Here is a 23510-nt window from a genome sequence, read left to right on the forward strand (position 1 = left end):
GTTACTTCATCGTGATCACTGGGAGGGTAATGCTAACATGTTAGATATTCAGTCGCTATATAAATTATTATCTTCACATATGGGGTCACAACATTGGTGGCCTGCTGAGTCTAAAATCGAAGTGATATTAGGAGCGATTTTAGTACAAAATACCAATTGGAGAAATGCTGCTTATGCGCTTGAACAATTAAAGGTTAAGACTGAATTTGATCCAGAGCAGATGCTAAATTTGAATTTGGAATCTTTGCAAATGCTTATAAAATCAAGCGGATTTTATAAAAATAAAGCTAAAACGATTTTGAATATACTTGCCTGGTTGAAACGTTTTGATTTTGATTATCAAGCTGTAAGATCATATTATCAACTTCAATTGCGTAATGCTTTATTAGAAATCAAAGGTATTGGTAGTGAAACGGCAGATGTGTGTTTAGTTTATGTTTTTGAAGAAGTTGTTTTTATTCCAGATAGTTATACTAGAAGAATTTTTAAAAAACTAGGCTATACCAACACAGAAAGTTATGAGAAATTGAAGCGACATATTGAACTTCCTGAAACATTTACTAATGCAGATGCTAATGAATTTCATGCGTTATTAGATAATTTTGGGAAAAATTACTTTAATGAAAAAAATGAAAACAAGTATACATTTTTAGATCCTTATTTTGAAAATTAAATTTCATAAAATAGACTTAACGATTGAGATGAGAGTTTGGTAATATAGAATAAAATAACTATTAGGAGATTAAGGTATGAAGAAATGGAATAAATTATTATGTTTGTTACTTGTTTTTATAGTAGTCTTAACTGCTTGTGGTACGAAGTCAGACCAAAAGCATGATGAAGGGCAATCTGAGGGTCACACTTATAAACGTATTATTTCTCTAATGCCTAGTAATACGGAAATTTTATATGAACTCGGTTTGGGTGACGATGTGATAGGCGTATCAACTGTAGATGATTATCCTAAAGAAGTAAAAGATAAGAAACAATTTGATGCGATGAAACTTAATAAAGAATCATTGATGAAAGCCAAACCAGATTTAATATTGGCACATGAATCTCAAAAAGCGACGAATGATAAAGTACTTAAAGGATTAAAAGATAGTGGTGTGAAAGTTGTTTATGTGAAAGATGCACAATCTATTGATGAAATGTATGAATCATTTATGCAAATTGGTAAGGTAACGCATAAAGAAAAAGCAGCCAAAAAACTCGTTAAAGAAACAAAACAAAATATCGAAAACGTAAAAAAATCAGTGCCTAATGATGTAAAAGGGCAAAAAGTTTTCATGGAAATTTCATCTGAACCAGAAATATACACTGCAGGTAAAGAAACATTTTTTGATGATATGCTGACACAATTAAAAGCAGAAAACAGTTTTTCTAATTTAAAAGGTTGGCAGAAGGTGAGTAAAGAAGATATTATTAAGCAAAATCCAGATTTGATGATATCAACAATGGGTATTTCATCATCTGAATATCAAAAAATGATTAACAAACGTGGTGGTTTTAATCAAATTAAAGCGGTACAGCACAATAAAGTTAAAGCTGTTAATGGTGATGAAATATCAAGACCAGGTCCACGTATAGATGATGGATTGAAAAAATTGAAAGAATCTATTTATGAATAGTAATTTACTAAAACACAAAGATAGATTAGCCTAGGAACTAAATAGCTTTCGCTAACAAATAAACGTCAATTGCTATAGAAATGATATAGAATTGACGTTTTCTTTATGAATTTCTTATCATGTGATATTTACTTTTAGCATAAAAATATATACCATTTTAATAACGAACAATAGATATTTTTATCATTCAATATAACTGAACGATTTTATTGAAAGCGTGGCAAAGACATGAAATATAATAAAGCACTTATTATTTGTATCGTCCTACTCATTATCAGTATGCTACTAAGCATGCTTTGGAATATCGGTAATATTAATGAAGCATTGTCACAATCTATATTATTTCAAGTTAGAGTGCCTAGAACACTTCAAGCATTATTAGCAGGTATTGGTTTAACATTAGCAGGTCATATGTTTCAGACGCTATTAAATAACCCATTAGCCGACAGCTTTACATTAGGTTTAGCAAGTGGGGCAACTTTTGGTTCTGGTATAGCTGTAGTATTAGGGTTATCGTTTTTATGGTTACCAGTTTTTTCTGTTATTTTTAGTGTTATCACATTAATTACAGTGATCTCACTTACTACTGCTATGTCTAAAGGCTATCCGATAAGGACACTCATCTTATCCGGTATTATGATAGGTGCATTGTTTAATGCATTTCTTTATGTATTGATTATTTTTAATCAACAGAAGATGAATAATATTGTGAATTATATGTTTGGCGGTTTCTCATCTGCAGAGTATAACGAGGTAATATATATAGGTATTACGTTATTCATCGGTATTATTGTATTATGTAGTTTAATACCAAAAATTAAGATATTACAGCTAGGCCATTTGAAAGGAACATCTTTAGGTTTAAATGTACAATCATTAACATATTGCGTGTTATTAATTGCTTCATTGATTACTGCAGTAATTGTCGCATATGTAGGCATCATTGGTTTTATAGGCATGATTATTCCACAGCTTGTACGACGCCAGGGTCAGCAGTTCAATCTTGGACAACAAATGGTACTAAATATGTTTATAGGTGGTATAGTGATGGTAATGTCGGATTGGTTAGGAAGTATATTGTTAAGCCCATTTGAAATTCCTGCTAGTATTATTTTAGCATTATTAGGCATACCAGTACTATTTTACATCATGATCACTCAACCACGGAGCATAGAATAAACTTAAGGATTACTATCGTCTCGAGATGGTTTATACGATATAATGATATTTATTAATTAAGGTTAAGTAAAAGGTAAACCTAAGATTGAAGAGGTTATGATTATGGATTTAACTCAGGTAAAAGCGATTGTATTTGATTTAGAAGGGACATTATTAGACAGAAAGAAATCTCGAGAAAAATTTATAGAAGAGCAGTTTGAAAGGTTTCATGACTATTTTGTACGCATACAATTGGAAGACTTCAAACGTAAATTTATAGCACTAGATGATGATGAAGATCACGATAAACCTGAATTATATAAGGCGCTCATTAAAGATTTTCATGTAGATCGACTAACTTGGAAAGATTTGTTTAGTGATTTTGAAATGCATTTTTACAGATATGTATTTCCATATTATGATACACAGTATACTTTAGAAAAATTAACAGAGAATGGTTATTTGACTGGTGTGATTGCAAATGGTAAGTCAAAAATCAAACAATTTCGTCTGCACGCTTTAGGTATCGAAGATAGTATCAATTATTTATCTACATCTGAAACTGTAGGTTACCGCAAGCCCCATCCTAAAATTTTTGAAGATATGTTGTCGCAATTAGGTACCAAACCTGAAGAAACAATATATGTTGGTGATGATCCACTCAATGATGTAGCACCTGCAAGGGCCATGGGTATGATTAGTGTTTGGTTTAATGAAGATAATGAAAATGATCTAACACCTTTACCAGAAGAAGTAGATTTTACGATTAAAACTACGGAAGAATTACTTTCCATTTTATCAATTAATAAGAAAGGGAGATAAATGATGAACCTATTTACAACAAGTGATGGTGTTGCTTTAAATTACAAGACGAGTGGTGAAGGTAAAGCAATAGTCATGATTCATACTGCTTTTGATAACTTTTCAGTATTTAATGATTTAGAAACTAAATTTAATAAAGCATATCAGGTAGTGCTCATTGATCTAAGAGGACATGGCTATTCTGACAAACCGAATGACATCAATTTTAGAACATATGCGAAAGATATTAAGGAATTATTAGATTATTTATATATTAATGAATGCTCTATCATAGCTCACGAATTAGGTGGTTCTATTGCCGCATTATTTGCTACACAATACCCAGAATTAGTGTCATCATTAACGATGGTGAATCCTACACTATTGAATGACATCACGCCTGAAGAGCGATTATATAGAAAGTATTCAGATAAAATTAGAAATTGGGATGATGAGACACAACAAAAATTCCTTGATAAACAATTATATTATTCCAAAAGAAAAGCTAAAAAATTCTTAAAGCAAATTGAAAATACGAACAACATGTCTACGAAAGCAGAAATAGAAGCGGTAAAACAATCATTTATTGACAATAATGTCATGCATTATTTAAAAGCTTTAGATTTACCTACATTAATTATTGTTGGACAGCATGGAGAAAGAACTACAGTATTCGAAGCAAAAGAAGTTGCGGATTATATCGGAAATACCCAATTTGAAATTTTTGAAGAATCAGGATTATATCCATTCGTAGAAGAAAAAGATAAATTTATCAATGAAGTAAGAAAGTTTATAGAACAACATCTTCAATTAGCACCTTAAATTATTCAGCTTTGATAGATGTCTAGAAAAGATTACAGCAATACACTGTTTTGTAATCTTTTTGTAACATTACTGTTATTTTAGTAATATTTATAGTACAATGTGAATAAGCACAATGAAGGTAAGTTAAATATAAAGGAGAGAGTGCTTATGAAAAAATTATGTGCAGCAGTTTTAGTTACAGGTTTGGCATTTTCTGGTATTTCGGCAGGAAATGTTGAAGCAGCATCAGGGAACTCTATCCAAAGTGTTAATGAATTGCAACATGGAGATCGATCATTAGAAGGTGCGAAATTAGGAAGTTCTATTCAATCAGTATTAAAAAATAATAAAAAACCAATTTATTCATATAAACCTGATGGTACAGAACATTATTATGAATTTAAAAAAGATAATGGTGTGCTAGTGGTAACTGCAGATGGTAAGAAAAATAATGGTAAAATCACACGTGTATCAATGAGTTACAACGATACAAATGGACCATCATATAAAGAAGTGAAAAATGCTGTAAGCAACCAAGCAGTTGCACGTGAACATTATAATAAAGTAACAGGCAACTTTGGATATGTTCAAGATAATCAAGTATCTTATCAATTTAGTTCGCCATCACCTAATGATAAAAATATTAAACTTTATCGCATTGATATTAGTAAATAATCTTCACTTGTAATTATTAAAATGAATCAAAACCGACAAGTTTAAAGCTATATACTTGTCGGTTATTTTATTGTTACAATAAGCGAAAGTCTAATTTTATTAATGAATAAAGCACTTATTTAACAAAAAGGAGCCTATCATGAGAGTTAATGACAAAGTATTAATAGAAAATATCAATGATTATTTCACTCATAAAGGTCTTTCTCCCAATCTTATCGATGATATTAAAGGAAAATTAAAAAAAGAGTTAAAGAAATCAGAAGCACAAGATTTGGATTATATCGAATACAGAAAGAAATCACCAGCTGAAATAATTTTAACGATTCAACGCAATTTATTTACTTTACAATTAAACCCAATTGTATTTTTTATTATCAATTTTATTTTATTATCCTATCTATATGATAAACAGTATGTACCGTTCCAAGCAGCGACTGGATTATCAATTTTTTATTGTTTAATTATTTTACCGATTTCAATCTTCATTTATTTGAGAATTGATTGGAAAAATTATCTCTATAGTAATAAATTTGAAAGAGTGATAGGGCTGAGTGTTGCAGCAGCAGCGCTTATCTTAGTATTTGCACACGCTTTTGGGTTTAATTTAGGCATTGTCGCTGTATCATTATATGCACATCAATTTATCTTTTTTGTAGGTATCATATTTAGTATTTCTGGCATCTATTTTAAAAGATTAGAGTTTACTGGTATTGGGTTGTTGTTTTGTCAAAAAACAATAGATGCGATGATTAGTAATCCTGTGATTACACAAATTGCGTCTATTGTCATTTGGGTATTGTTATTAATTGTTATCATTTATTACACAATTAGAATATCTTCCAGAAATTAAAGTTACTTTATGGGTTTCTGATATTGTTGTGTAATCAGTTGTATATACTCAACTTGCATTTAATGTGTCAAAAACATTAATTGTGAGTTGAGTATTTTTTAGTTTTAAAAGGCAAGATTGTAGGGTCAGAGTGAAGCTAAAGATTGCCGTTAAATATTTGAAATTGAGCATATGCGTTATAAAACGAGGGTATATAAATCATATAAGGAGGTGGCCCACAATGGAAAAAGTACAGATTAGTTGTAACACTGAATTGGCATACATCCGTGAGGGTCTAGGCTTTCCTGTAATTTTAATTCATGGTTTAGATGGTAATCTAGCTTCCCTATGTACTTTGAAAGATGAATTAAAAGAAAATTATGATGTTATTACTTATGATGTTAGAGGACATGGTAAATCATCGAAATCGAATGCATATCATTTAAAAGACCACGTAGAAGATTTGAAATTATTAATGAAACAGCTAAATATTGAAAAAGCCCATTTAGTAGGTCATGATATGGGTGGACTGATTGCTAAACATTTTGTTGATAAATATGAATCCAAGGTTGAATCATTAACGTTAATTGCATGTAATCTTATTGATAGTGTATTAGAGTTAAATAAATTAATGATTGAACATGAAGATGAAATAGAAGGCTTTGATAAATCTGAATCTTTAATCTTATTATTACCTTATATGTATAAAGATCAAGAAAAAGCTAAAAAATGGTTTCAGTCCCAGTTGATTTATAATAGACAGTCAGCTGAAGAAAGTGCAGTAGCAACAAGAGCATTAATGGAATTCCCTGTATTTAATCAAAATATTGTACTTGAACAAACCAATATTCCCACATTAATTGTAAATGGAATTTATGATCCATTGATCACTCAAGAAATGAAACACAAATACGATCAAGTGTTTCATAATTTAGAAATGGTTGAATTTAACCAGTCAGGACATGCACCTCATATAGAAGAACCCAATCACTTTCTAGAGGTATTTTTAGCGTTTGTAAAAACAAATGAATATTCAGAACGCTGATATTGTTGAAGCAATGCGATGTTTATTTTTTGATTTCAAACGATAAATATTTAGCGCCAAAAAGTCCAATACATTCAATAACATAAAGGTGCACAAATCAGGTAGGATAAAACATTAAAAATTATTTAAAACATATATAAAACATATATAAAACCACTTCACTGAATTCGTTCAGCGAAGTGGTTTTTGGTGTTGATAGGTATGATATGTGGGAAGCTAAAGTTAGTTATACTTCTTTTTCGTCATTTGCTTCTTGAATACGCTTATTAACACGTGATAATAATTCATTGATTTTTTTGCGTTGTTTAGAATCAACTAATATTAAAACTGTTCTTTCATCATGTTCATTACGTTTCTTATCAAAATAATCTTCTTGAGATAAATTTTTAACTGCTTTAACAACTTGAGGTTGTTTATAATTTAAGTGGTTAATAATATCTTTTAGATAATATTCTTCACTTTCGTGTTCACTAATATATGTTAATACAGCGAATTCTTCGAAACTTACTGAAAACTCTTTTTTGATAATACTTTTTAATTTATCAGCGTACGTTACCATTGCTAATAGTTCAAAACAATCATTAATTTTGGTGATAGCCATTCTTAATTCCTCCCTAATTTATATGCCCAATCTAATATACATATTAAAAATGTTTTTGTATAATAATTTGTCTTAATTCAAAGTTGAATACAAAGTTTTTGTCATAATTTACAGCTCTAATATATTTGGGTAAAATATATTAAAACTAGCATTATTTAGTTTATTATAACTAAATTAAAATAGCAAGTAAACAAAAAACTGATTAAACGGTACGGTAATGTTTAAATTTATTAATTCAATTATTTAAATACCAATCATTTAATTATAATAATTGCTATACATTTACAATTTACCACTATTTGATAAAAACTGTAAAAAACAAATTATATTTTAAAGATTTAATGTGTTTATACTGTGTACATCTAATTTTTGGGCCGCACAGTATCAACATTTTTAGCTATGATATCTCCAGGTTTTAAACCTTCAATGATAAGCATAGTTTTTTTATTACCCGATTTTTCTGATTTAATAACTCTTTTAATAAATTTTTTATTACTTAGTAAATAAACAAATTGTCCATTACCTATTGCAGTACTTGGTATTTCTATCTGTGTAGTTGGTTTTTCGATTTTTACATGTTTACCAAAAAAGTAATCAGAATTTGGTGAAATTTCAAGCAAATATTTAGATGGTTTAGATAAATTTGTTTGATTGATTGGAAGTTTAGCAATATGTGTAATCGTACCAAAACTATTATTTGTAAAATCACTCGTTATCTTCACTTTGTCTTTGATATGTAAGACATTTTTTTCTGTCTCAGAAATTTCTGCTCTTATGACAGGCTTAGGATCATAGATTTGAATAAAGGAAAGATTTTGTGAAAACATACGCGATGGATTTATAATAATAGTGCCAGAAATCGGTGAAAAAATTGTAGTGCGCAATTTAGATTGTAAGTGGGAAATTTCAGTTTTTAAGTTAATAAGTTCTGTTGAAGTAGGTTTACTCGTCTTAGTGAGTTGAGCTAATAGTTTTTGTTTTTGTGTGATGAGTTGTTCAATGTGAGGGTTATAATACTCAAAAAGTGGTTGGTTTTGTGCTACTTTTGATTCGGTTTTTACGAACCAGTCGTGGATAGCGCCTTGAGAAGGATTATAATTGATTGATACTAACTGAGAAGGTTCTTGTCTTCCGATAAGAAGTGGTGATTTTTTATAAGTTACTTTTATTGTTTCAATTTGTTTTTCAAAGTTATTACTTTGTGATTTTAAATAAAACCATAGGGACAGGGCGATTGTGCTAAAAAGGGTTAATAATGTGGCTAATATGATAAAGATACGTTTCAAAGATTGGTCACCTCTAGATGTATTATTGTACTGATTATACTGCGTTTATAATGATTGCGCCACAGAAAAAAGAGGCTACAACAAATTAATTGTTTTAGCCTCTCATTATTAAGTTCACCGAACCATTGCTATTATTGCAGGTGGCACGACATAATCATTTTAAACTAAATTAACTACTATCCTTCATCTTAAGCTGTTATGACTTAAAATAATCTTAAAAGCACTATGCCAATCATCATGGCGATGATTCCAACGACTTTTCGTTTCGTAATTTTATTCACATATGTGCCTAATAATCCAAAGTGATCAATAATAATGCCCATTAACATTTGACCTAACATCACAATAATTGTTGTTAAGGCAGCACCGAGATGTGGCATCAATATAATATTAGTAGTGACAAAAATCACGCCAAGAACACCACCAATGAAATAAATTGGTTTTAATTTACCTTTGTGCTGATTGTACGCCGTCATTTTAAGCGTTCTATTAAAGAGCAAAGTTAAAATGAATAATGTTATGGTACCAATCGCAAATGAAATTAAAGATGCTAAAATCGATGAATGTAATTGTTGACCTAATGCGCTGTTAATTGCGGTCTGTATTGGTGGACAAAAACCAAATATGAAACCGATAATCAACCAAATGTATACTTGCGTATTCATGTTTTTATCTTTCGGGTTGCTACGCACATAATTCATAAGTATAATTCCGAGCATTAAAAAGAGAATGCCAAGTACTTTAAAAATAGTAAAAGGTTCAACATCTGCGCCAAACCAACCAAAAGTATCAATTGTAACGCCCATAATAATTTGACCAGCAACTGTCATTACGACGGTTAAAGAGGCACCTAATCTTGGCAACAATAATAAATTTCCTGTAAGAAAAATAACGCCTAATATACCTCCGACAAACCATATGTAACTCAATGACTGATTCGTATAAAAGTTAGTAGTAAAGACATGTGGATTGGTAACTAAATTGATTAAGATTAAAAAGATGGTTCCAGTAGCAAACGAAATTGTAGATGCATAGAATGAAGATTTCGTATAAAGACTTAATCTTGAATTAATCGAAGTTTGAAAAGGAACAACCATCCCAGCTACAATTCCCACTAAATATAAAAAAATCATTAAATCACGCTTTCTCCTAAGATAATTATATTATATAGGAAAGGTGTGGATTTTCCTATGCTCATTTCTATTTATCGAAGAGAAGAAAAGTATAAAATAATGTACACAATTAATGAAATATAATAAAATGCTTATGTTGATGTTATAATAAAAAGAAAATTATTAAATTGAAATTAAACATCAAGACCTATAAAAATTAGTAAGATGAATTTTTGATGGTTTAAAAATATATAGAAGTGGTGACAATTTACATTGAAACAACTTTCGATCATACGCTTATTAGATGAAGAGACTTTTTTTATAGGTGCGGGAAGTAATGAAGGTATTCAAAAAGAACAATTTATTGAAGTATTAAATCCTAGAAAATCATATAAGAATCTTGCTCAAGTGACAGAAGTTTTTGGTCAGTACGCAATGTGTAAAAAATTAGGGAAAAGTAAAATTTTTTTCGGTGATACTGTTAGGCTAAGACCGCTTAGAAACAAAAGTAATCATCTATAATATAGTATATGTGGCAAACAGCGAATACAATTTGATTCGTTGTTTTGTCACTTTTTTTATTTAAAACAAACGAGCAGCCTCATGTATAGGTACATAGGGCTGCTGCTATTGCTTGTGTAATTTGCTTACATCAACTTTTTGTGACTATTCTACTTCACTAGAAAATTGTATATGTTTCAAAAATAATTGATTTAGTTTTCAAAAATTAATTTTGTAGATTTATCTATGATTTGTGCAGCTCGTACTGTTGTAGGGATTCCCGACTTAGGGCGTAAGATATCTAAAGCAATTAATTTATTCATTCCATCTTTAACCGTACTTTCATTGATGAAATGCTCTATTTTGGGTAATTGTAATTTAATGTCTTTGTTAACAGCATCATTGAATATAAGTTCTAACGTTTGACTCATAGTGTTAACCTCCTTAATTAACTGTTTCAGTTTTGATGATTTCTACTGTTTCAAATTTTTCGCCAGTGATTTGTTCGATGATAGATTTAAAACTTTTAATTTGATCCGTTGTTGCTTGCGTATTCAGATTTGCGAAGTGACGTTTAAACTGTGTGGCTTTTCCATCTTTGTCATATGTTAGACGCGACATAGTGACGGCTAAGTGACTGATTTGATTCATTTGTCTAACCTCCTTTCACTATATATATCGTTGTTTAATTTTAAATAGGTTAAAAAAATTTGAAAAAATTAGACAAAATACTTTCATGTGACAAAAACATGATATATCATTAAATATGCAACATTAATTAATTCAGAGGTGAATTTATGAATCAAGTAGATCCTATTAGGAATACTAATGAGATAAAAGCGATGTATGAGGTTTTAAAAGCCAAATCCATGCGTGATTATCTATTGTTTAAGTTTGCGATACATACTGGTGTGAAACTTTCCTCATTATTAAATTTAAATGTAAGTGATGTAAAAATAGAGGATGACGATATCAAACACTATTGGGTAGAAATGCATGCACCTAAAATTCAAATTAGGTTACCAGAAACTTTGAGAAATGAATTAATGACATATATATCAGAACAACAATTGAAGAATGATGAGTTATTATTTCAGTCTAATAGGACATTGAAAGGTCTATCCCGACAGCAAGCTTATCGTATTATTCATCTTGCTGCAGAAGATTTAGGGATGTTACATATTGGTTTGACGACGTTGCGTAAAACATTTGCATATCATGCTTATCAATCGGGTATTTCAATATCGATTATTCAAAAGTACTTAGGACATCAAACAACTTTTGAAACGATGAAGTTTATAGGTATTTCTACAAAAGCTAGCAAAACAACGATTGCTTTAAATTTGTAAATTATAGTTAAAGGGGGTATAGGATGAGTTTAGTTTATTTAATGAGTGCTATTGTTTTAATTATGATGGTACTTTTGCTCACAATGACGAAACGAAGTTTTCATAAATTTGCTGGGCCAATCGCTTTAATAGCTCCGATCATTTCTTCTGTTTACTTTCTATGGCAATTGCCACAAGTAATGAAAGGGCAATTTGTAGCAATTAAAATCCCTTGGCTTACATTATTGGATATTAATATAGATTTTAGATTAGATGGATTAAGTTTATTTTTTAGTTTGTTAATATCACTCATTGGTCTAGCAGTATTTTATTATGCTACACAATACTTATCAAAAGAACATGATCATTTACCACGTTTTTATATATATATCTTGTTATTTATGTTCAGCATGCTGGGTATTGTTACAGCAAATAATACAATTTTGATGTATGTATTTTGGGAATTGACGAGTGTATCATCTTTCTTACTCATTGCCTATTGGTACGGGAAAGGTGCAAGTCAATTTGGCGCTATCCAATCATTTATGATTACAGTTTTTGGTGGTCTTGCACTATTAACAGGTTTTATCATGATTTATATTGTTACGGGTACAAATTCTATTACATCGATAATCGCACAAAGCGATAAAATAGCGGATAGTCAGTTGTTTATACCGATTATTATCTTGTTGCTTTTAGGTGCATTTACGAAATCAGCACAATTCCCGTTCCATATTTGGTTGCCAAAAGCTATGGAAGCACCGACACCCGTGAGTGCTTATCTACACTCTGCCACAATGGTAAAAGCAGGTATATTTTTACTATTTAGATTCACACCTGTTTTAGGGCTAAGTGACTTTTATATTTATTGTGTTACTTTTGTTGGTTTGATAACGATGATTTTTGGGGCAGTTAATGCTACGCGACAATATGATTTAAAAGGTATTTTAGCTTATTCTACAATCAGTCAACTAGGTATGATTGTTTCTATGGTCGGTCTCGGTGGTGGTTTTGCACAACATACGACAGGTGAACTGTCTAAAGTATATAGCCTTATTCTCTTCGCTGGACTTTTCCATTTAATGAATCACGCATTATTCAAAGGTGCCTTGTTTATGGGCGTCGGCATCATTGATCATGAAACTGGTACAAGGGATATACGTCGATTATCTGGATTAAGAAAAGTACTGCCAATTACGCATGTAGTTATGTTACTTTCAGCTTTATCTATGGCTGGTATTCCATTTCTTAATGGCTTTTTAAGTAAAGAAATGTTTTTTGATGGTTTAGTAAGTTCATATCAATTACCACAATTTAATATCATTTTAACAATTATTATTGCAGTAATAGGCGTGGTTGCTAGTATTTTCACGCTCATTTATGCAGTTTACATGATTAAGGAAGCTTTTTGGGGAGACATTAAACATAATGATTCACCAGTACAAAATCCTCATGAACCATTTCTATTTACGCTACCTTCTGCAATTATGATGATTTTGTTGCCGATTGTATTTTTTGTGCCAAATTTATTTGGACATCATATTATTTTACCGGCATTACGAAGTATCACAATTGGAGAAAAAGTAGATGCTGTTGCACCGCATATTTCACAATGGCACGGATTTAATTTACCGCTATTGTTAAGTTTTATTGTTATTGTTGTAGGTTTTATAGCGGCGCTTAAAATTGATTGGAAAAAACAATCTGAAAAAATTAGAGTCAAATCTATAACAGATGTTTATTTAGACTCATATAAGCAATTTGAAAATTATTCAGGGTACAGTATTCGTACATTGATGAATAACCGTTTGAATCATTATATTATATTAACGTTAGCTGTTTTCATTATAGTTGTTGTTTATGGCATCATCCAAGCTGGTTTTCCTGACGTTAAACAGATACATGTCAGTGAATTCGGGCCGTTAGAAATCATCACGTTAATTGTTGTTTTTATTTTAGGTATTGCTTTAACGTTTATTCGTCAACGTTTAACGATGGTAATATTAAACGGTATTATTGGTTATTGTGTAACGATATTCTTCATTTTAATGAAAGCACCAGACTTAGCATTGACACAATTAGTGGTAGAAACAATAACTACAATATTGTTTATTGTTAGTTTTTCCCGCTTACCAAACGTACCACGCTCAAAAGTTCATAAGAAACGAGAAGCTGTTAAAATTATCGTTTCATTGATGATGGCAGTTACTGTAGTCACGCTTGTCTTCATTGCACAACAGGGTGAAACGATGCCAACGATTTCAACTTTTTATCATGATGCATATAAACTGGCAGGTGGTAAAAATATTGTAAATGCGATTCTTGGTGATTTTCGTGCTATGGATACTTTATTTGAAGGTATGGTATTAATCATCGCTGGATTGGGTATCTATACATTACTTAACTTTAAAGAACGGAGGGGTCAAGATGAAAGAGAATGATGTAGTCTTACGAACAATTACTAAAATTGTTGTATTTATATTGTTAACGTTCGGGTTCTACTTATTTTTAGCAGGACATAATAATCCTGGTGGTGGATTTATCGGTGGACTTGTATTCAGTTCTGCATTTTTACTTATGTTCTTGGCCTTCGACGTTAAACAAGTATTAGTCGCCTTACCACTTGATTTTAGGATATTAATGATTATCGGTTCATTAGTATCATTTGCTACTGCTGTGATACCAATGTTTTTTGGTAAACCGTTCCTTTACCAAACCGATGCATATGTCCAATTGCCGATATTAGGTGAAGTACATTTAACGACTGTGACACTTTTTGAAGCGGGTATTGTATTAGCGGTCGTAGGCGTTGTTGTAACAGTGATGCTATCCATAAGTGGTGGTCGCTCATGAATTTGATATTGTTAATGGTGATTGGCTTTTTAATATTTATAGGAACGTATATGATATTATCAGTCAATTTAATCCGTATCGTCATAGGTATTTCAATTTATACACACGCAGGAAATTTAATTATCATGAGCATGGGACGCTATGGTAAGAATATGGTAGAACCGCTTATTGGTGAAGGGAGTAAAAACTTCGTAGATCCGTTATTGCAAGCTATTGTATTGACTGCTATTGTGATAGGTTTTGCTATGACTGCATTTTTACTTGTACTCGTATATAGAACGTATCGAGTAACTAAAGAAGATGAAATTGATGTGTTAAGAGGTGATGACGATAATGATGAGTAATTTGTTAATTCTGCCATTACTTCTTCCAGCAATTTGTGCACTTGTACTCGTATTTATCCGTACACATAGCAGATTATCAAGAATTTTTTCAATCGGCACAATGTCTATTACGACAATCATATCTTTATTGTTGTTGATTTATGTTATGCAACATAAGCCAATTGCTTTAGATTTTGGTGGTTGGAAAGCGCCTTATGGTATTCAATTTGTTGGTGACTCATTGAGTTTACTCATGGTCACGACATCTAGTTTTGTCGTTACGTTAATTATGGCGTATGGTTTTGGTAGCAGAGAAAAAAGAGCAATTCGTTATTACTTACCGAGTTTTATTCTGTTTTTAACAGTAGGCGTTATTGGTTCATTTTTAACTGCAGATTTATTTAATATATATGTTATGTTTGAAGTAATGTTGCTCGCGTCGTTTGTGTTAATTACGTTAGGACAATCAGTAGAACAATTACGTGCAGCGATTATTTACGTTGTACTTAATATTTTAGGTTCTTGGTTATTATTATTAGGTATCGGCTTACTATATAAACTTACTGGCACCTTAAACTTTGCTTTAGTAGCGCAAAGATTAACTGAGATGCAGGGTGAAAGTTCAGTAGTAATTATTTCAATGGTATTTTTAATTGCATTTGGTGCAAAAGCTGCGCTTGTATTATTCATGTGGCTTCCAAAAGCATATGCTGTTTTAAATACAGAATTAGCAGCATTATTTGCAGCATTAATGACAAAAGTCGGCGCTTATGCCTTGATTCGTTTTTTCACATTGTTATTTGATGATTATAGTGGTATTACACATCCACTATTGGTTGTCTTGTCTTGTATCACGATGTTGATTGGCGCATTTGGTGTCTTAGCTTATCGAGATATTAAAAAAATTGCGGCATATCAAGTGATTCTTTCTATCGGTTTTATTATTTTAGGTCTAGGTTCAAATACAATTTCAGGTGTCAATGGTGCTATTTTTTATCTTACAAATGACATTGTTGTGAAAACTTTACTATTCTTTATTATTGGTAGCTTAGTATATATTACTGGTTATCGACAATATAAAAATTTATATGGTTTAGCTAAAAGAGAACCATTCTTCGGTGTGGCATTTGTGATAATGATTTTGGCCATTGGCGGTGTTCCTCCATTTAGCGGTTTCCCAGGAAAAGTGTTTATTTTTAAAGGTGCTGTTGAAAATGGTAATTATATAGGCTTAACTTTGATGATTTTAACTAGCCTGATTGGTATGTTTAGCTTGTTTAGAATTTTCTTCACAATGTATTTAGGTAATGCTGATAAAGGTGAACATATAGACTTCAAACCAATTCCTAAATATCGTAAAGGTTTGATTGGTATCCTTGTAGCCGCAATTATTGGTATGGGGCTGGCAGCTCCACTGATTTTCAAAGTAACTGACAATGCTACCCATTTAAACATGGATGATGGATTATATGAAAAAATGGTCAATCCTCATTTAGTGAAGGAGGAGAAATAATGAGACAAGTCTTACTTAATATGGTCATTGCATTTTTATGGGTGTTATTTCAAGATGAAGAATCATTTAAAGCTTCTACCTTCTTCTCAGGTTATCTTATTGGTTTAGTCGTTATTTATATCCTACATCGTTTTTTTGGCCAACAATTTTATTTGAAAAAGGTTTGGGTAGCATTTAAATTTTTAACGGTATACTTATATCAGTTAATTACATCAAGTATGACAACAATCAACTACATTTTATTTAAAACGAAAGACTTAAATCCTGGTTTAGTTAGGTATGAAACGACTTTAGAAACTGATTGGGAAGTTTCATTTTTGACTATTCTAATTATCATTACACCGGGTTCAACGGTTATTAGAATTTCAAAAGAGAGAAAAAAGATTTTTATACATGCAATTGATATCTCTGAAAAAGAAAAACAGAAACTGCTTAAAAGTATAAGACAATATGAAGGACTCATATTGGAGGTGGCAGAATGATCGAATCACTGATAAATTTCTTTATTACAAGTTCAATTATTTTATTTGGGATAGCACTTATCTTAACGTTGTTTCGGTTAGTAAAAGGACCGACGACAGCTGATAGGGTGGTTGCATTTGATACTGCTAGTGCTATATTAATGTCAACTGTCGGTGTGTTAAGTGTTGTCTTTGGTACATTTTCTTTCTTAGATTCTATCTTATTGATTGCGATCATTTCGTTTGTAAGCACCGTTTCTATTTCAAGATTTATAGAAGGGGGGCATGTCTTTAATGCAAATAACAAGCGAAATCGTTAATTTAATTGCAGCTTTTATGATGTTTTTGGGTAGTATTATCGCTTTAATTAGTGCGATCGGTCTGATTAAGTTCCAAGATGTCTTTTTAAGAAGTCATGCCTCTACGAAAAGTTCAACATTATCAGTATTGTTAACACTTGTAGGTGTTGTCATTTATTTTATTTCTTCACAAGGTTATTTAAGTGTTCGAATGATTTTGGCATTGGTATTTATCAATTTAACATCTCCAGTAGGTGGACACTTGATATCAAGAGCGGCATACCGAACGGGCGCTTATATGTACAGGAAAAGTGATGCACCTAAACAAACAAGTATCTTATTAAGCGCTTCAGAAAATGATACATTTGAACAATTGAAAAAGCGTGCTCAAATACGTGAAGAGCGTAGACGTAAAATGAATGAAAAAGATCAGGATATGTATTAAATTAAATAAATCAGTTATTTAAGCATCTATTTATTTGCTTGAAAATAACTGATTTGGAAATTATGTATTTGACTAAGCGGGTTGGAAATCAAAGTTAAGTTTGATTTCCAACCCGCTGTTGTTTCTATATATGATGTTATTTGATTGGCATCGTGGTGTTTGTAGAATAACAAAATTTTATCATTGTTGAAGTGCAATACATTTTAGCGTCTGCTAAAAAAATGATAAAATTATATATATTTGTAATTGTGTTAATGTTAAAAAGTACATATCTGACAAATATCATTGTTCATACAAACAAAGATATGAAAGAGTTTGAGACACAATATGTTCATAAATAAAACGATTGTATTTTTGTTTCAACCTCAGCAATTATGAAAGTTTAAATGTTGAAAAGAGGTGAAACCATGCAAATATTTGAAACAATACTTATATTTTTAGCTGTAGTAATCGCAAGTTCTTTAGTTCATATTTTATTACCTAAAATCCCTTTAGCTTTTATACAAATTATACTCGGTATGTTACTGTATATTACCCCAGTTCCCGTCGAATTCCATTTTGATTCAGAATTATTTATGGTTGCTCTGATAGCACCGCTATTATTTGTTGAAGGTGTAAAAGTTTCTCGTGTACATTTAAGACGTTATATCAAACCTGTTTTAATGATGGCATTAGGTCTTGTAGTAACCACAGTAATCGTAGTTGGTTTATTTGTGCATTGGATTTGGCCCGAGTTACCGTTAGCTGCTGCGTTTGCGCTAGCCGCAATCTTATGTCCAACTGATGCCGTTGCTGTTCAAGCAATTACGAATGGTAAAGTACTCCCTAAAGGCTCTATGACAATTTTAGAGGGTGAGTCATTATTAAATGATGCTGCTGGTATCATATCTTTTAAAATTGCTGTAGCTGCATTGATTACGGGTGGCTTTTCAATGGTGAATGCTGTTGAACAGTTTTTAATATCTTCTATTGGTGGATTTATTGTAGGTTTAATTATTGGCGTGGCACTTGTTAGGTTTAGAGTATCACTTTCTAGAAGAGGTATAGAAAATATAAATATGTTTACGTTTATACAACTTGTGACGCCTTTTATTACATATCTCGTTGCTGAAATGTTTCATGCGTCAGGCATTATTGCAGCTGTAGTAGCAGGCTTGGTTCATGGGTTTGAACGTGACCGTATTGCACAGGCACGTACTAGATTACAAATGAGTTATAACCATACTTGGAATATATTGGGTTATGCATTAAACGGTTTTGTTTTTTCCATTTTAGGATTTTTAGTTCCAGAACTTGTTGGCAGAATTATAGAAAATGAACCCCATAATTTTATTTTTCTAATTGTAGTCACAGTTTTAATTGCTTTAGCAATTTATTTATTTAGATTTTTATGGGTGTTTGTTTTATATCCTTATTTTTATTTACCAATTAGTCCATTCCAAAAAATACTAACGAATTATGAAGATAATACGAAAGTCACAGAGAAACCACCGAAACGTGGTATGTATGCTTTTATTATGACATTGTGTGGCGTACACGGGACAATATCTTTAGCGATTGCTTTGACATTACCTTATATGTTGGCTGATCATCATTCTTTCGTATTTAGAGATGACTTATTATTTATCGCATCCGGTATGGTCATTATGAGTTTAATTATTGCACAGGTTTTATTACCTATTGTGACACCTAATGCGGTTCAACCAAAGCAACACGGTATGAACTTTAAACAAGCACGGGTGTATATTTTAGAAAAAGTTATAGAACACTTAAATAAATTATCCTCTGAAGAATCAAGTTATTTATATGGAAATGTTATCAAAGAATACCATGACAAATTAGCATTTCTTAAAACTGTTGAGAACGAAGATGAAAATACTAAAGAGTTAGAACGATTACAAAAAATTGCTTTTGATGTTGAAAATAATACGTTGAATAGTTTGGTATCTAATGGCGATATAACAACAAATATCCTAGATAACTATATGCGCTATGCGGAACGTACTCAGGTTTATAAACAATCATCTCTCATTCAACGTATTAAAGTTGAAGTGAAAACGTTTGTCTTAAAAAGTAGAATTAAAACAAAAGTGAGAACAAATGCAGCTTCATCATTATCAGTGATTGAAAACTTGAGAGAAATTTCTAATGTTATGAGAACAGTGCATTATCGTGTAGTCAGTCGTTTAGGTAAGGAAACAACTGAAGCAAATAAATTAGAAGTTGGTATGATTTGTGATAGTTATTTAATGAGAATAGAAAACTTAACGCCTTCTAATTTCTTTAATCCAAAAAGTGAAACTTCAATTACTAAAATTAAATTGGGTGCACTTAGAGAACAGCGTCGTGTTTTGAATGAACTTTCTGAAGATGAAGAAATTAGTGAAGTTACTGCGCTAAAATTACGTGAAGCGATTAATTATGATGAAATGATTATCGTAGATAGTTTAACAGATTAAAGCGCATAAATTAGCAAGTTTAATTCATGCTTAAATAAAAGAAGTCATGAGTTACCTCTTCTTTTCAAGTTTTAAGGGAATGAGCGACGATATCTAATTTTATTAAACAGATGTCGTCGTTTAACCCGACAACGATGGTATTAAGGATTACCTGAGCTGTTGCTCATGCATAAGCCCCACTAACCCAACAAGTTGGGAAGTGGTTTTAAGGATTACCTGAGCTTCTGCTCATGCATAAGTCCCACTAACCCAACAAGTTGGGAAGTGGGACTTTAAATTTTTAGTTCATCATCTACTGTCAATATGAAATGAGGTTGGTACGCATTGATTATGTACCAGCTTCTTTTTTATATTACGTTTTGTTCATGCATAAGTCTTACTAATTCAGCAAAGCTGAAAGTATAAAGAGGAACGCCTGAGCTGCTGCTCATGCATAAGTCTTACTAATTCAGCTATAGCTGAAAGTATAAAGAGGAACGCCTGAGCTACTGCTCATGCATAAGTCTTACTAATTCAGCTATAGCTGAAAGTATAAAGAGGAACGCCTGAGCTACTGCTTATGCATAAGTCTTACTAATTCAGCAAAGCTGAAAGTATAAAGAGGAACGCCTGATCTGCTGCTCATGCATAAGTCTTACTAATTCAGCAAAGCTGAAAGTAAGACTAAAAAAAATCTCCATCAATGGGGGGAGGAGCCAACCATTGATGGAGTTAAGGGAGATAGATGATTTAAGGCTTGAATACCACCATACCGTACGTCATTAGGAGGGAAACGTACGGTATGGGGCTATTCACCTACAATGTAGGTTAAATAGCCTTATTTTATTCCATACTACCGTGAACAGTATTGATATTTTCTTGCATCATATTAAAATATGAATCTCCTTTAGTGCCTTTTTTACCTATAGAATCTGTATATACTTCTCCATAAATATCTAAGTTTGTTTCTTCACTTAGACTTTGCATACTTTTCTTATCTACACTCGTTTCTACAAGTAAATGTTTAAGGTTATTGTCTTGAACAAATTTTACAGCTTGCTTCATCTGTTCAGGGGTACCTTGTTTTTCGGTATTGATTTCCCAAATATAACCAGGTTTAATATCAAACTGTTTTGAGAAATATTTAAAAGCACCTTCACTTGTGATCATTGCACGTTGTTCTTTAGGTATATCATTGAATTTATCATGACTTTCTTTTTTCAAATCTTCTAACTTAGCGATATAATCTTTGGTATTACTTTGAATATCATCTTTATACTTGTCATTTTTCTTAATCAAGGCTTTGCTTATTTCTTCTACATATTTAATACCATTATCTAAACTTAACCAAGCGTGTGGATCTTGTTTTGATTCATCGCCTTCTTTAGCACCGTTTAAGTATAAAGGTTTAACATTTTTTGAAACTTTAACAACAGAACCATCTTCATATGACTTATTAGCTTGTGATAATGCGTTTTTAAACCAACCATTACCTGTTTCTAAGTTTAGCCCGTTATAAAACACAACGTCAGCATCTGTCAATGCTTTAATATCTTTTGGTTTTACTTCATATTCATGTGGATCTTGACCGATTGGGACGATACTATGAATATCTACTTTATCGCCTCCAACATTTTTGACCATGTCATAAAGGATTGAGTTTGTTGTTACAACTTTTATTTTTTCATGTGATTGAGAATTAGAATCGTTGTTTCCTTTACCACATGCACTTAAAAATAATAAAAGAATCATTGTAATTGTTAATAGTTTTTTCATTAAATTGCTCCTTTTTTTGTGAAAAATTGCATTTTATTACAAGTGAAAATAATGATATAAATGATAAACGCACATAAGACGATAGTTGCACCACTTGGAATATTATAAATATAACTAAAATACATACCGACAATTGAACTTATAACACTAATAAGACTAGAAATGATCATCATCGTATGTAATTTTTTAGCGATTAAAAATGCAGCTGAAGCAGGCGTAATCAATAAAGCGACAACTAATATAATACCTACTGTTTGTATGCTTGCTACCGTAACGAGTGAGAGCAATAGCATAACGAAATAGTGTAAAAATGTAGTGTTTAAACCACTCATTCTACTAAAAATTGGGTCGAATGTGGATATCATTAATGGTCTGTAGAAAGTTATAATTAAAATCATAACGATTAAACCAACTACGACTGTTGACCAAAAAGTAGCGTGTGTCACTGCTAATAGGTTACCGAAAAGAATATGATATAAGTCGGTGGTACTATTAATGAGACTAATTAAAATGACCCCGGTAGCTAAAAATGCTGTAAAACTAATACCTATCGCAGCATCAGGTTTGGTCTTACTACTTTTGGTAATGAATCCGATAAAGATACTAGCAATCATACCTGTCACTAACGCTCCAACAAACATAGGAACGCCGAATAAAAATGATAATGCGACCCCAGGTAAAACTGCGTGACTCATTGCGTCTCCCATAAGGGACAGGCCTCTTAATACAATGAGGCAACCTACTGTACCACAAACGATTCCTACAACAATTGAAATAATCAATGCATTGCTTAAAAATTTGTATTCAAATAGGTGTTGAAAAAATTCCATATCGTGTTACTTCCTTTCTATTTATGCCGATTCTGACTTTTGTTGCTCTTCCTGTGTGGGGTTTAAGAAAGTTTCGTTTAAATGGTCAGGTTGCATCGCAACATGACTTTCTCCAAAGAAACGAATTGTTTTGTTTAAAAGAATAACACGATTAAAATACTTTTCTGCTTTAGATAAATCATGGTGTACAATTAAAATTAATTTCCCAGCTTCTTTAAGCTCATTTAATTGAGTCATTATGATTTGTTCACTATGGAAATCAATACCTACAAATGGTTCATCTAAAAGATAGAGTGTACTTTCTGTCATGAGTGCTCTAGCTACTAAAACTCTTTGTAATTGACCTCCACTGAGTGCAGAAATTTGTCGATTTCTTAAATCTTGTAATTCTAATGTTGATAGCAGTTGATTAAGTCTAGCTCTTGTTTTAGGGGTGACAAACCTAAACCAACCAATATCTTTATAGGCACCTGAGAGTACAACATCTTCTACCTTAATTGGAAAGTCTAAGTCAATATGTGCTTTTTGTGGGATGTATGTAACATTTTTAAGTGTTTGTTGTATAGCAATGTTATGTAAATTAGCGATACCTGTTGACTTAAATTCACCAATAATTGATTTGAGTAAGGAAGATTTTCCTGCTCCATTGGGTCCCATAATACCTATAATTTCACCTTTTACGGGAATTTCTAAATTAATGTTTTCCAAGACATGTTTATTCCCTAAAGTGAGATTTAAGTTATTAATTTCTAACATTTTTCTACCTCCTTAAATTAAATTTTAGGCTAACCTAATTTAATT

General features: G+C 31.5%; 26 protein-coding genes. 18 read left to right on the forward strand and 8 right to left on the reverse strand.

Translation table 11 applies throughout. The features are described from left to right. The first annotated feature begins 37 nt into the window (after window positions 1–37). From KA830_RS04660 to KA830_RS04695, 8 genes are all read left to right on the forward strand, one after another. Window positions 38–673, forward strand: coding sequence for an endonuclease III domain-containing protein (locus KA830_RS04660; protein WP_204180498.1), 636 nt, complete (start codon window positions 38–40; stop codon window positions 671–673). A 76-nt stretch (window positions 674–749) separates the two neighbouring features. Beyond that, a complete protein-coding gene (locus KA830_RS04665; RefSeq protein ID WP_204180497.1) occupies window positions 750–1631 on the forward strand; it encodes an ABC transporter substrate-binding protein in 882 nt (293 codons plus the stop codon). A gap of 228 nt (window positions 1632–1859) precedes the next feature. Continuing rightward, a complete protein-coding gene (locus tag KA830_RS04670; protein ID WP_070038959.1) occupies window positions 1860–2810 on the forward strand; it encodes a FecCD family ABC transporter permease in 951 nt (316 codons plus the stop codon). 102 nt (window positions 2811–2912) lie between these two features. Further along, complete coding sequence (locus KA830_RS04675; RefSeq protein ID WP_046207296.1) at window positions 2913–3611, forward strand: HAD family hydrolase; 699 nt, start codon at window positions 2913–2915, stop codon at window positions 3609–3611. Between the two features lie 3 nt (window positions 3612–3614). Next, window positions 3615–4412, forward strand: a complete 798-nt coding sequence (locus KA830_RS04680) for an alpha/beta fold hydrolase (protein ID WP_204180496.1) — start codon at window positions 3615–3617, stop codon at window positions 4410–4412. A gap of 150 nt (window positions 4413–4562) precedes the next feature. Then, window positions 4563–5069 carry an SA0570 family protein gene (locus KA830_RS04685; protein ID WP_046207298.1) on the forward strand — a complete coding sequence of 169 codons (507 nt, stop codon included), beginning with the start codon at window positions 4563–4565 and terminating at the stop codon, window positions 5067–5069. 139 nt (window positions 5070–5208) lie between these two features. Continuing rightward, a complete protein-coding gene (locus KA830_RS04690) occupies window positions 5209–5919 on the forward strand; it encodes a hypothetical protein (protein WP_046207299.1) in 711 nt (236 codons plus the stop codon). Between the two features lie 220 nt (window positions 5920–6139). Next, window positions 6140–6943 (forward strand): alpha/beta fold hydrolase, encoded by an 804-nt coding sequence (locus KA830_RS04695; RefSeq protein WP_210134087.1) that lies wholly within the window; start codon window positions 6140–6142, stop codon window positions 6941–6943. Window positions 6944–7169: 226 nt separating this feature from the next. On the opposite strand, the gene sarA is transcribed toward KA830_RS04695, so the two are convergent. The 3 genes from sarA to KA830_RS04710 all read right to left on the reverse strand — a co-directional run bounded on the left by sarA (window position 7170) and on the right by KA830_RS04710 (window position 9963). After that, on the reverse strand, window positions 7170–7544 hold the full coding sequence (gene sarA, locus KA830_RS04700; protein ID WP_019468421.1) for a global transcriptional regulator SarA: 375 nt from the start codon (window positions 7542–7544) through the stop codon (window positions 7170–7172). 362 nt (window positions 7545–7906) lie between these two features. Next, window positions 7907–8830 carry an efflux RND transporter periplasmic adaptor subunit gene (locus KA830_RS04705; RefSeq protein WP_070657581.1) on the reverse strand — a complete coding sequence of 308 codons (924 nt, stop codon included), beginning with the start codon at window positions 8828–8830 and terminating at the stop codon, window positions 7907–7909. Between the two features lie 203 nt (window positions 8831–9033). Continuing rightward, window positions 9034–9963, reverse strand: coding sequence for a DMT family transporter (locus tag KA830_RS04710; protein WP_046207302.1), 930 nt, complete (start codon window positions 9961–9963; stop codon window positions 9034–9036). A gap of 252 nt (window positions 9964–10215) precedes the next feature. Here KA830_RS04710 and KA830_RS04715 point away from each other — a divergent pair, with 252 nt between their 5' ends. After that, window positions 10216–10464 carry a hypothetical protein gene (locus tag KA830_RS04715; protein ID WP_204180494.1) on the forward strand — a complete coding sequence of 83 codons (249 nt, stop codon included), beginning with the start codon at window positions 10216–10218 and terminating at the stop codon, window positions 10462–10464. A gap of 191 nt (window positions 10465–10655) precedes the next feature. Here KA830_RS04715 and KA830_RS04720 read toward each other — a convergent pair whose 3' ends face one another. Both KA830_RS04720 and sroA read right to left on the reverse strand, forming a co-directional pair. Then, a complete protein-coding gene (locus KA830_RS04720) occupies window positions 10656–10874 on the reverse strand; it encodes a DUF2922 domain-containing protein (RefSeq protein ID WP_046207304.1) in 219 nt (72 codons plus the stop codon). Between the two features lie 13 nt (window positions 10875–10887). After that, window positions 10888–11094, reverse strand: coding sequence for a sigS mRNA-stabilizing protein SroA (gene sroA / locus KA830_RS04725; RefSeq protein ID WP_046207305.1), 207 nt, complete (start codon window positions 11092–11094; stop codon window positions 10888–10890). 146 nt (window positions 11095–11240) lie between these two features. Here sroA and KA830_RS04730 point away from each other — a divergent pair, with 146 nt between their 5' ends. The 9 genes from KA830_RS04730 to KA830_RS04770 all read left to right on the forward strand — a co-directional run bounded on the left by KA830_RS04730 (window position 11241) and on the right by KA830_RS04770 (window position 20124). Next, entirely contained in the window at window positions 11241–11792 is a 552-nt protein-coding gene (locus KA830_RS04730; protein ID WP_046207306.1) for a tyrosine-type recombinase/integrase, read from the forward strand. A 23-nt stretch (window positions 11793–11815) separates the two neighbouring features. Continuing rightward, window positions 11816–14212 (forward strand): DUF4040 family protein, encoded by a 2397-nt coding sequence (locus KA830_RS04735; RefSeq protein ID WP_145381465.1) that lies wholly within the window; start codon window positions 11816–11818, stop codon window positions 14210–14212. Continuing rightward, complete coding sequence (gene mnhB2, locus KA830_RS04740; RefSeq protein ID WP_019468412.1) at window positions 14199–14624, forward strand: Na+/H+ antiporter Mnh2 subunit B; 426 nt, start codon at window positions 14199–14201, stop codon at window positions 14622–14624. Before KA830_RS04735 ends, mnhB2 begins: the two co-directional genes overlap by 14 nt. Next, window positions 14621–14968, forward strand: coding sequence for a Na+/H+ antiporter Mnh2 subunit C (gene mnhC2, locus KA830_RS04745; protein ID WP_019468411.1), 348 nt, complete (start codon window positions 14621–14623; stop codon window positions 14966–14968). Before mnhB2 ends, mnhC2 begins: the two co-directional genes overlap by 4 nt. Next, on the forward strand, window positions 14958–16460 hold the full coding sequence (gene mnhD2, locus KA830_RS04750; RefSeq protein ID WP_204180493.1) for a Na+/H+ antiporter subunit D: 1503 nt from the start codon (window positions 14958–14960) through the stop codon (window positions 16458–16460). The genes mnhC2 and mnhD2 overlap by 11 nt, the downstream gene beginning before the upstream one ends. Next, on the forward strand, window positions 16460–16942 hold the full coding sequence (gene mnhE2 / locus KA830_RS04755) for a Na+/H+ antiporter Mnh2 subunit E (protein ID WP_040029960.1): 483 nt from the start codon (window positions 16460–16462) through the stop codon (window positions 16940–16942). The genes mnhD2 and mnhE2 overlap by 1 nt, the downstream gene beginning before the upstream one ends. Beyond that, window positions 16939–17241, forward strand: coding sequence for a Na+/H+ antiporter Mnh2 subunit F (gene mnhF2 / locus KA830_RS04760; RefSeq protein ID WP_046207309.1), 303 nt, complete (start codon window positions 16939–16941; stop codon window positions 17239–17241). The genes mnhE2 and mnhF2 overlap by 4 nt, the downstream gene beginning before the upstream one ends. Next, window positions 17216–17665: a Na+/H+ antiporter subunit G gene (locus KA830_RS04765; protein ID WP_046207310.1), complete on the forward strand. Its 450-nt coding sequence runs from the start codon at window positions 17216–17218 to the stop codon at window positions 17663–17665. Before mnhF2 ends, KA830_RS04765 begins: the two co-directional genes overlap by 26 nt. Before the next feature lie 407 nt (window positions 17666–18072). Then, window positions 18073–20124 (forward strand): cation:proton antiporter, encoded by a 2052-nt coding sequence (locus KA830_RS04770; protein WP_046207311.1) that lies wholly within the window; start codon window positions 18073–18075, stop codon window positions 20122–20124. 822 nt (window positions 20125–20946) lie between these two features. Here the strand turns inward: KA830_RS04770 and mntC are convergent. The 3 genes from mntC to KA830_RS04785 are packed head-to-tail and all read right to left on the reverse strand — an operon-like array spanning window position 20947 to window position 23465. Then, the gene (mntC, locus tag KA830_RS04775) at window positions 20947–21879 is read right to left on the reverse strand and encodes a manganese ABC transporter substrate-binding lipoprotein MntC (RefSeq protein ID WP_046207312.1); all 933 of its coding nucleotides are present in this window, start codon (window positions 21877–21879) and stop codon (window positions 20947–20949) included. Then, window positions 21879–22709, reverse strand: coding sequence for a metal ABC transporter permease (locus KA830_RS04780; protein ID WP_064209569.1), 831 nt, complete (start codon window positions 22707–22709; stop codon window positions 21879–21881). Before KA830_RS04780 ends, mntC begins: the two co-directional genes overlap by 1 nt. A gap of 21 nt (window positions 22710–22730) precedes the next feature. Beyond that, window positions 22731–23465 (reverse strand): metal ABC transporter ATP-binding protein, encoded by a 735-nt coding sequence (locus KA830_RS04785; RefSeq protein WP_046207314.1) that lies wholly within the window; start codon window positions 23463–23465, stop codon window positions 22731–22733. Between the last annotated feature and the right edge of the window lie 45 nt (window positions 23466–23510).

This window comes from Staphylococcus sp. GDY8P119P (assembly GCF_017892075.1).
Classification (GTDB): domain Bacteria; phylum Bacillota; class Bacilli; order Staphylococcales; family Staphylococcaceae; genus Staphylococcus; species Staphylococcus ureilyticus.

Coding starts and splice junctions, on each gene's coding strand:
- mnhC2 (WP_019468411.1), top strand. CDS start 14,621: ATGAATTTGATATTGTTAATGGTGATTGGCTTTTTAATATTTATAGGA.
- KA830_RS04770 (WP_046207311.1), top strand. CDS start 18,073: ATGCAAATATTTGAAACAATACTTATATTTTTAGCTGTAGTAATCGCA.
- mntC (WP_046207312.1), bottom strand. CDS start 21,879: ATGAAAAAACTATTAACAATTACAATGATTCTTTTATTATTTTTAAGT.
- KA830_RS04720 (WP_046207304.1), bottom strand. CDS start 10,874: ATGAGTCAAACGTTAGAACTTATATTCAATGATGCTGTTAACAAAGAC.
- KA830_RS04665 (WP_204180497.1), top strand. CDS start 750: ATGAAGAAATGGAATAAATTATTATGTTTGTTACTTGTTTTTATAGTA.
- mnhD2 (WP_204180493.1), top strand. CDS start 14,958: ATGATGAGTAATTTGTTAATTCTGCCATTACTTCTTCCAGCAATTTGT.
- KA830_RS04785 (WP_046207314.1), bottom strand. CDS start 23,465: ATGTTAGAAATTAATAACTTAAATCTCACTTTAGGGAATAAACATGTC.
- sarA (WP_019468421.1), bottom strand. CDS start 7,544: ATGGCTATCACCAAAATTAATGATTGTTTTGAACTATTAGCAATGGTA.
- KA830_RS04690 (WP_046207299.1), top strand. CDS start 5,209: ATGAGAGTTAATGACAAAGTATTAATAGAAAATATCAATGATTATTTC.
- KA830_RS04730 (WP_046207306.1), top strand. CDS start 11,241: ATGAATCAAGTAGATCCTATTAGGAATACTAATGAGATAAAAGCGATG.
- KA830_RS04765 (WP_046207310.1), top strand. CDS start 17,216: ATGCAAATAACAAGCGAAATCGTTAATTTAATTGCAGCTTTTATGATG.
- KA830_RS04685 (WP_046207298.1), top strand. CDS start 4,563: ATGAAAAAATTATGTGCAGCAGTTTTAGTTACAGGTTTGGCATTTTCT.
- mnhF2 (WP_046207309.1), top strand. CDS start 16,939: ATGATCGAATCACTGATAAATTTCTTTATTACAAGTTCAATTATTTTA.
- KA830_RS04675 (WP_046207296.1), top strand. CDS start 2,913: ATGGATTTAACTCAGGTAAAAGCGATTGTATTTGATTTAGAAGGGACA.
- mnhB2 (WP_019468412.1), top strand. CDS start 14,199: ATGAAAGAGAATGATGTAGTCTTACGAACAATTACTAAAATTGTTGTA.
- KA830_RS04670 (WP_070038959.1), top strand. CDS start 1,860: ATGAAATATAATAAAGCACTTATTATTTGTATCGTCCTACTCATTATC.
- KA830_RS04780 (WP_064209569.1), bottom strand. CDS start 22,709: ATGGAATTTTTTCAACACCTATTTGAATACAAATTTTTAAGCAATGCA.
- KA830_RS04735 (WP_145381465.1), top strand. CDS start 11,816: ATGAGTTTAGTTTATTTAATGAGTGCTATTGTTTTAATTATGATGGTA.
- KA830_RS04695 (WP_210134087.1), top strand. CDS start 6,140: ATGGAAAAAGTACAGATTAGTTGTAACACTGAATTGGCATACATCCGT.
- KA830_RS04680 (WP_204180496.1), top strand. CDS start 3,615: ATGAACCTATTTACAACAAGTGATGGTGTTGCTTTAAATTACAAGACG.
- mnhE2 (WP_040029960.1), top strand. CDS start 16,460: ATGAGACAAGTCTTACTTAATATGGTCATTGCATTTTTATGGGTGTTA.
- KA830_RS04710 (WP_046207302.1), bottom strand. CDS start 9,963: ATGATTTTTTTATATTTAGTGGGAATTGTAGCTGGGATGGTTGTTCCT.
- KA830_RS04660 (WP_204180498.1), top strand. CDS start 38: ATGTTAGATATTCAGTCGCTATATAAATTATTATCTTCACATATGGGG.
- sroA (WP_046207305.1), bottom strand. CDS start 11,094: ATGAATCAAATCAGTCACTTAGCCGTCACTATGTCGCGTCTAACATAT.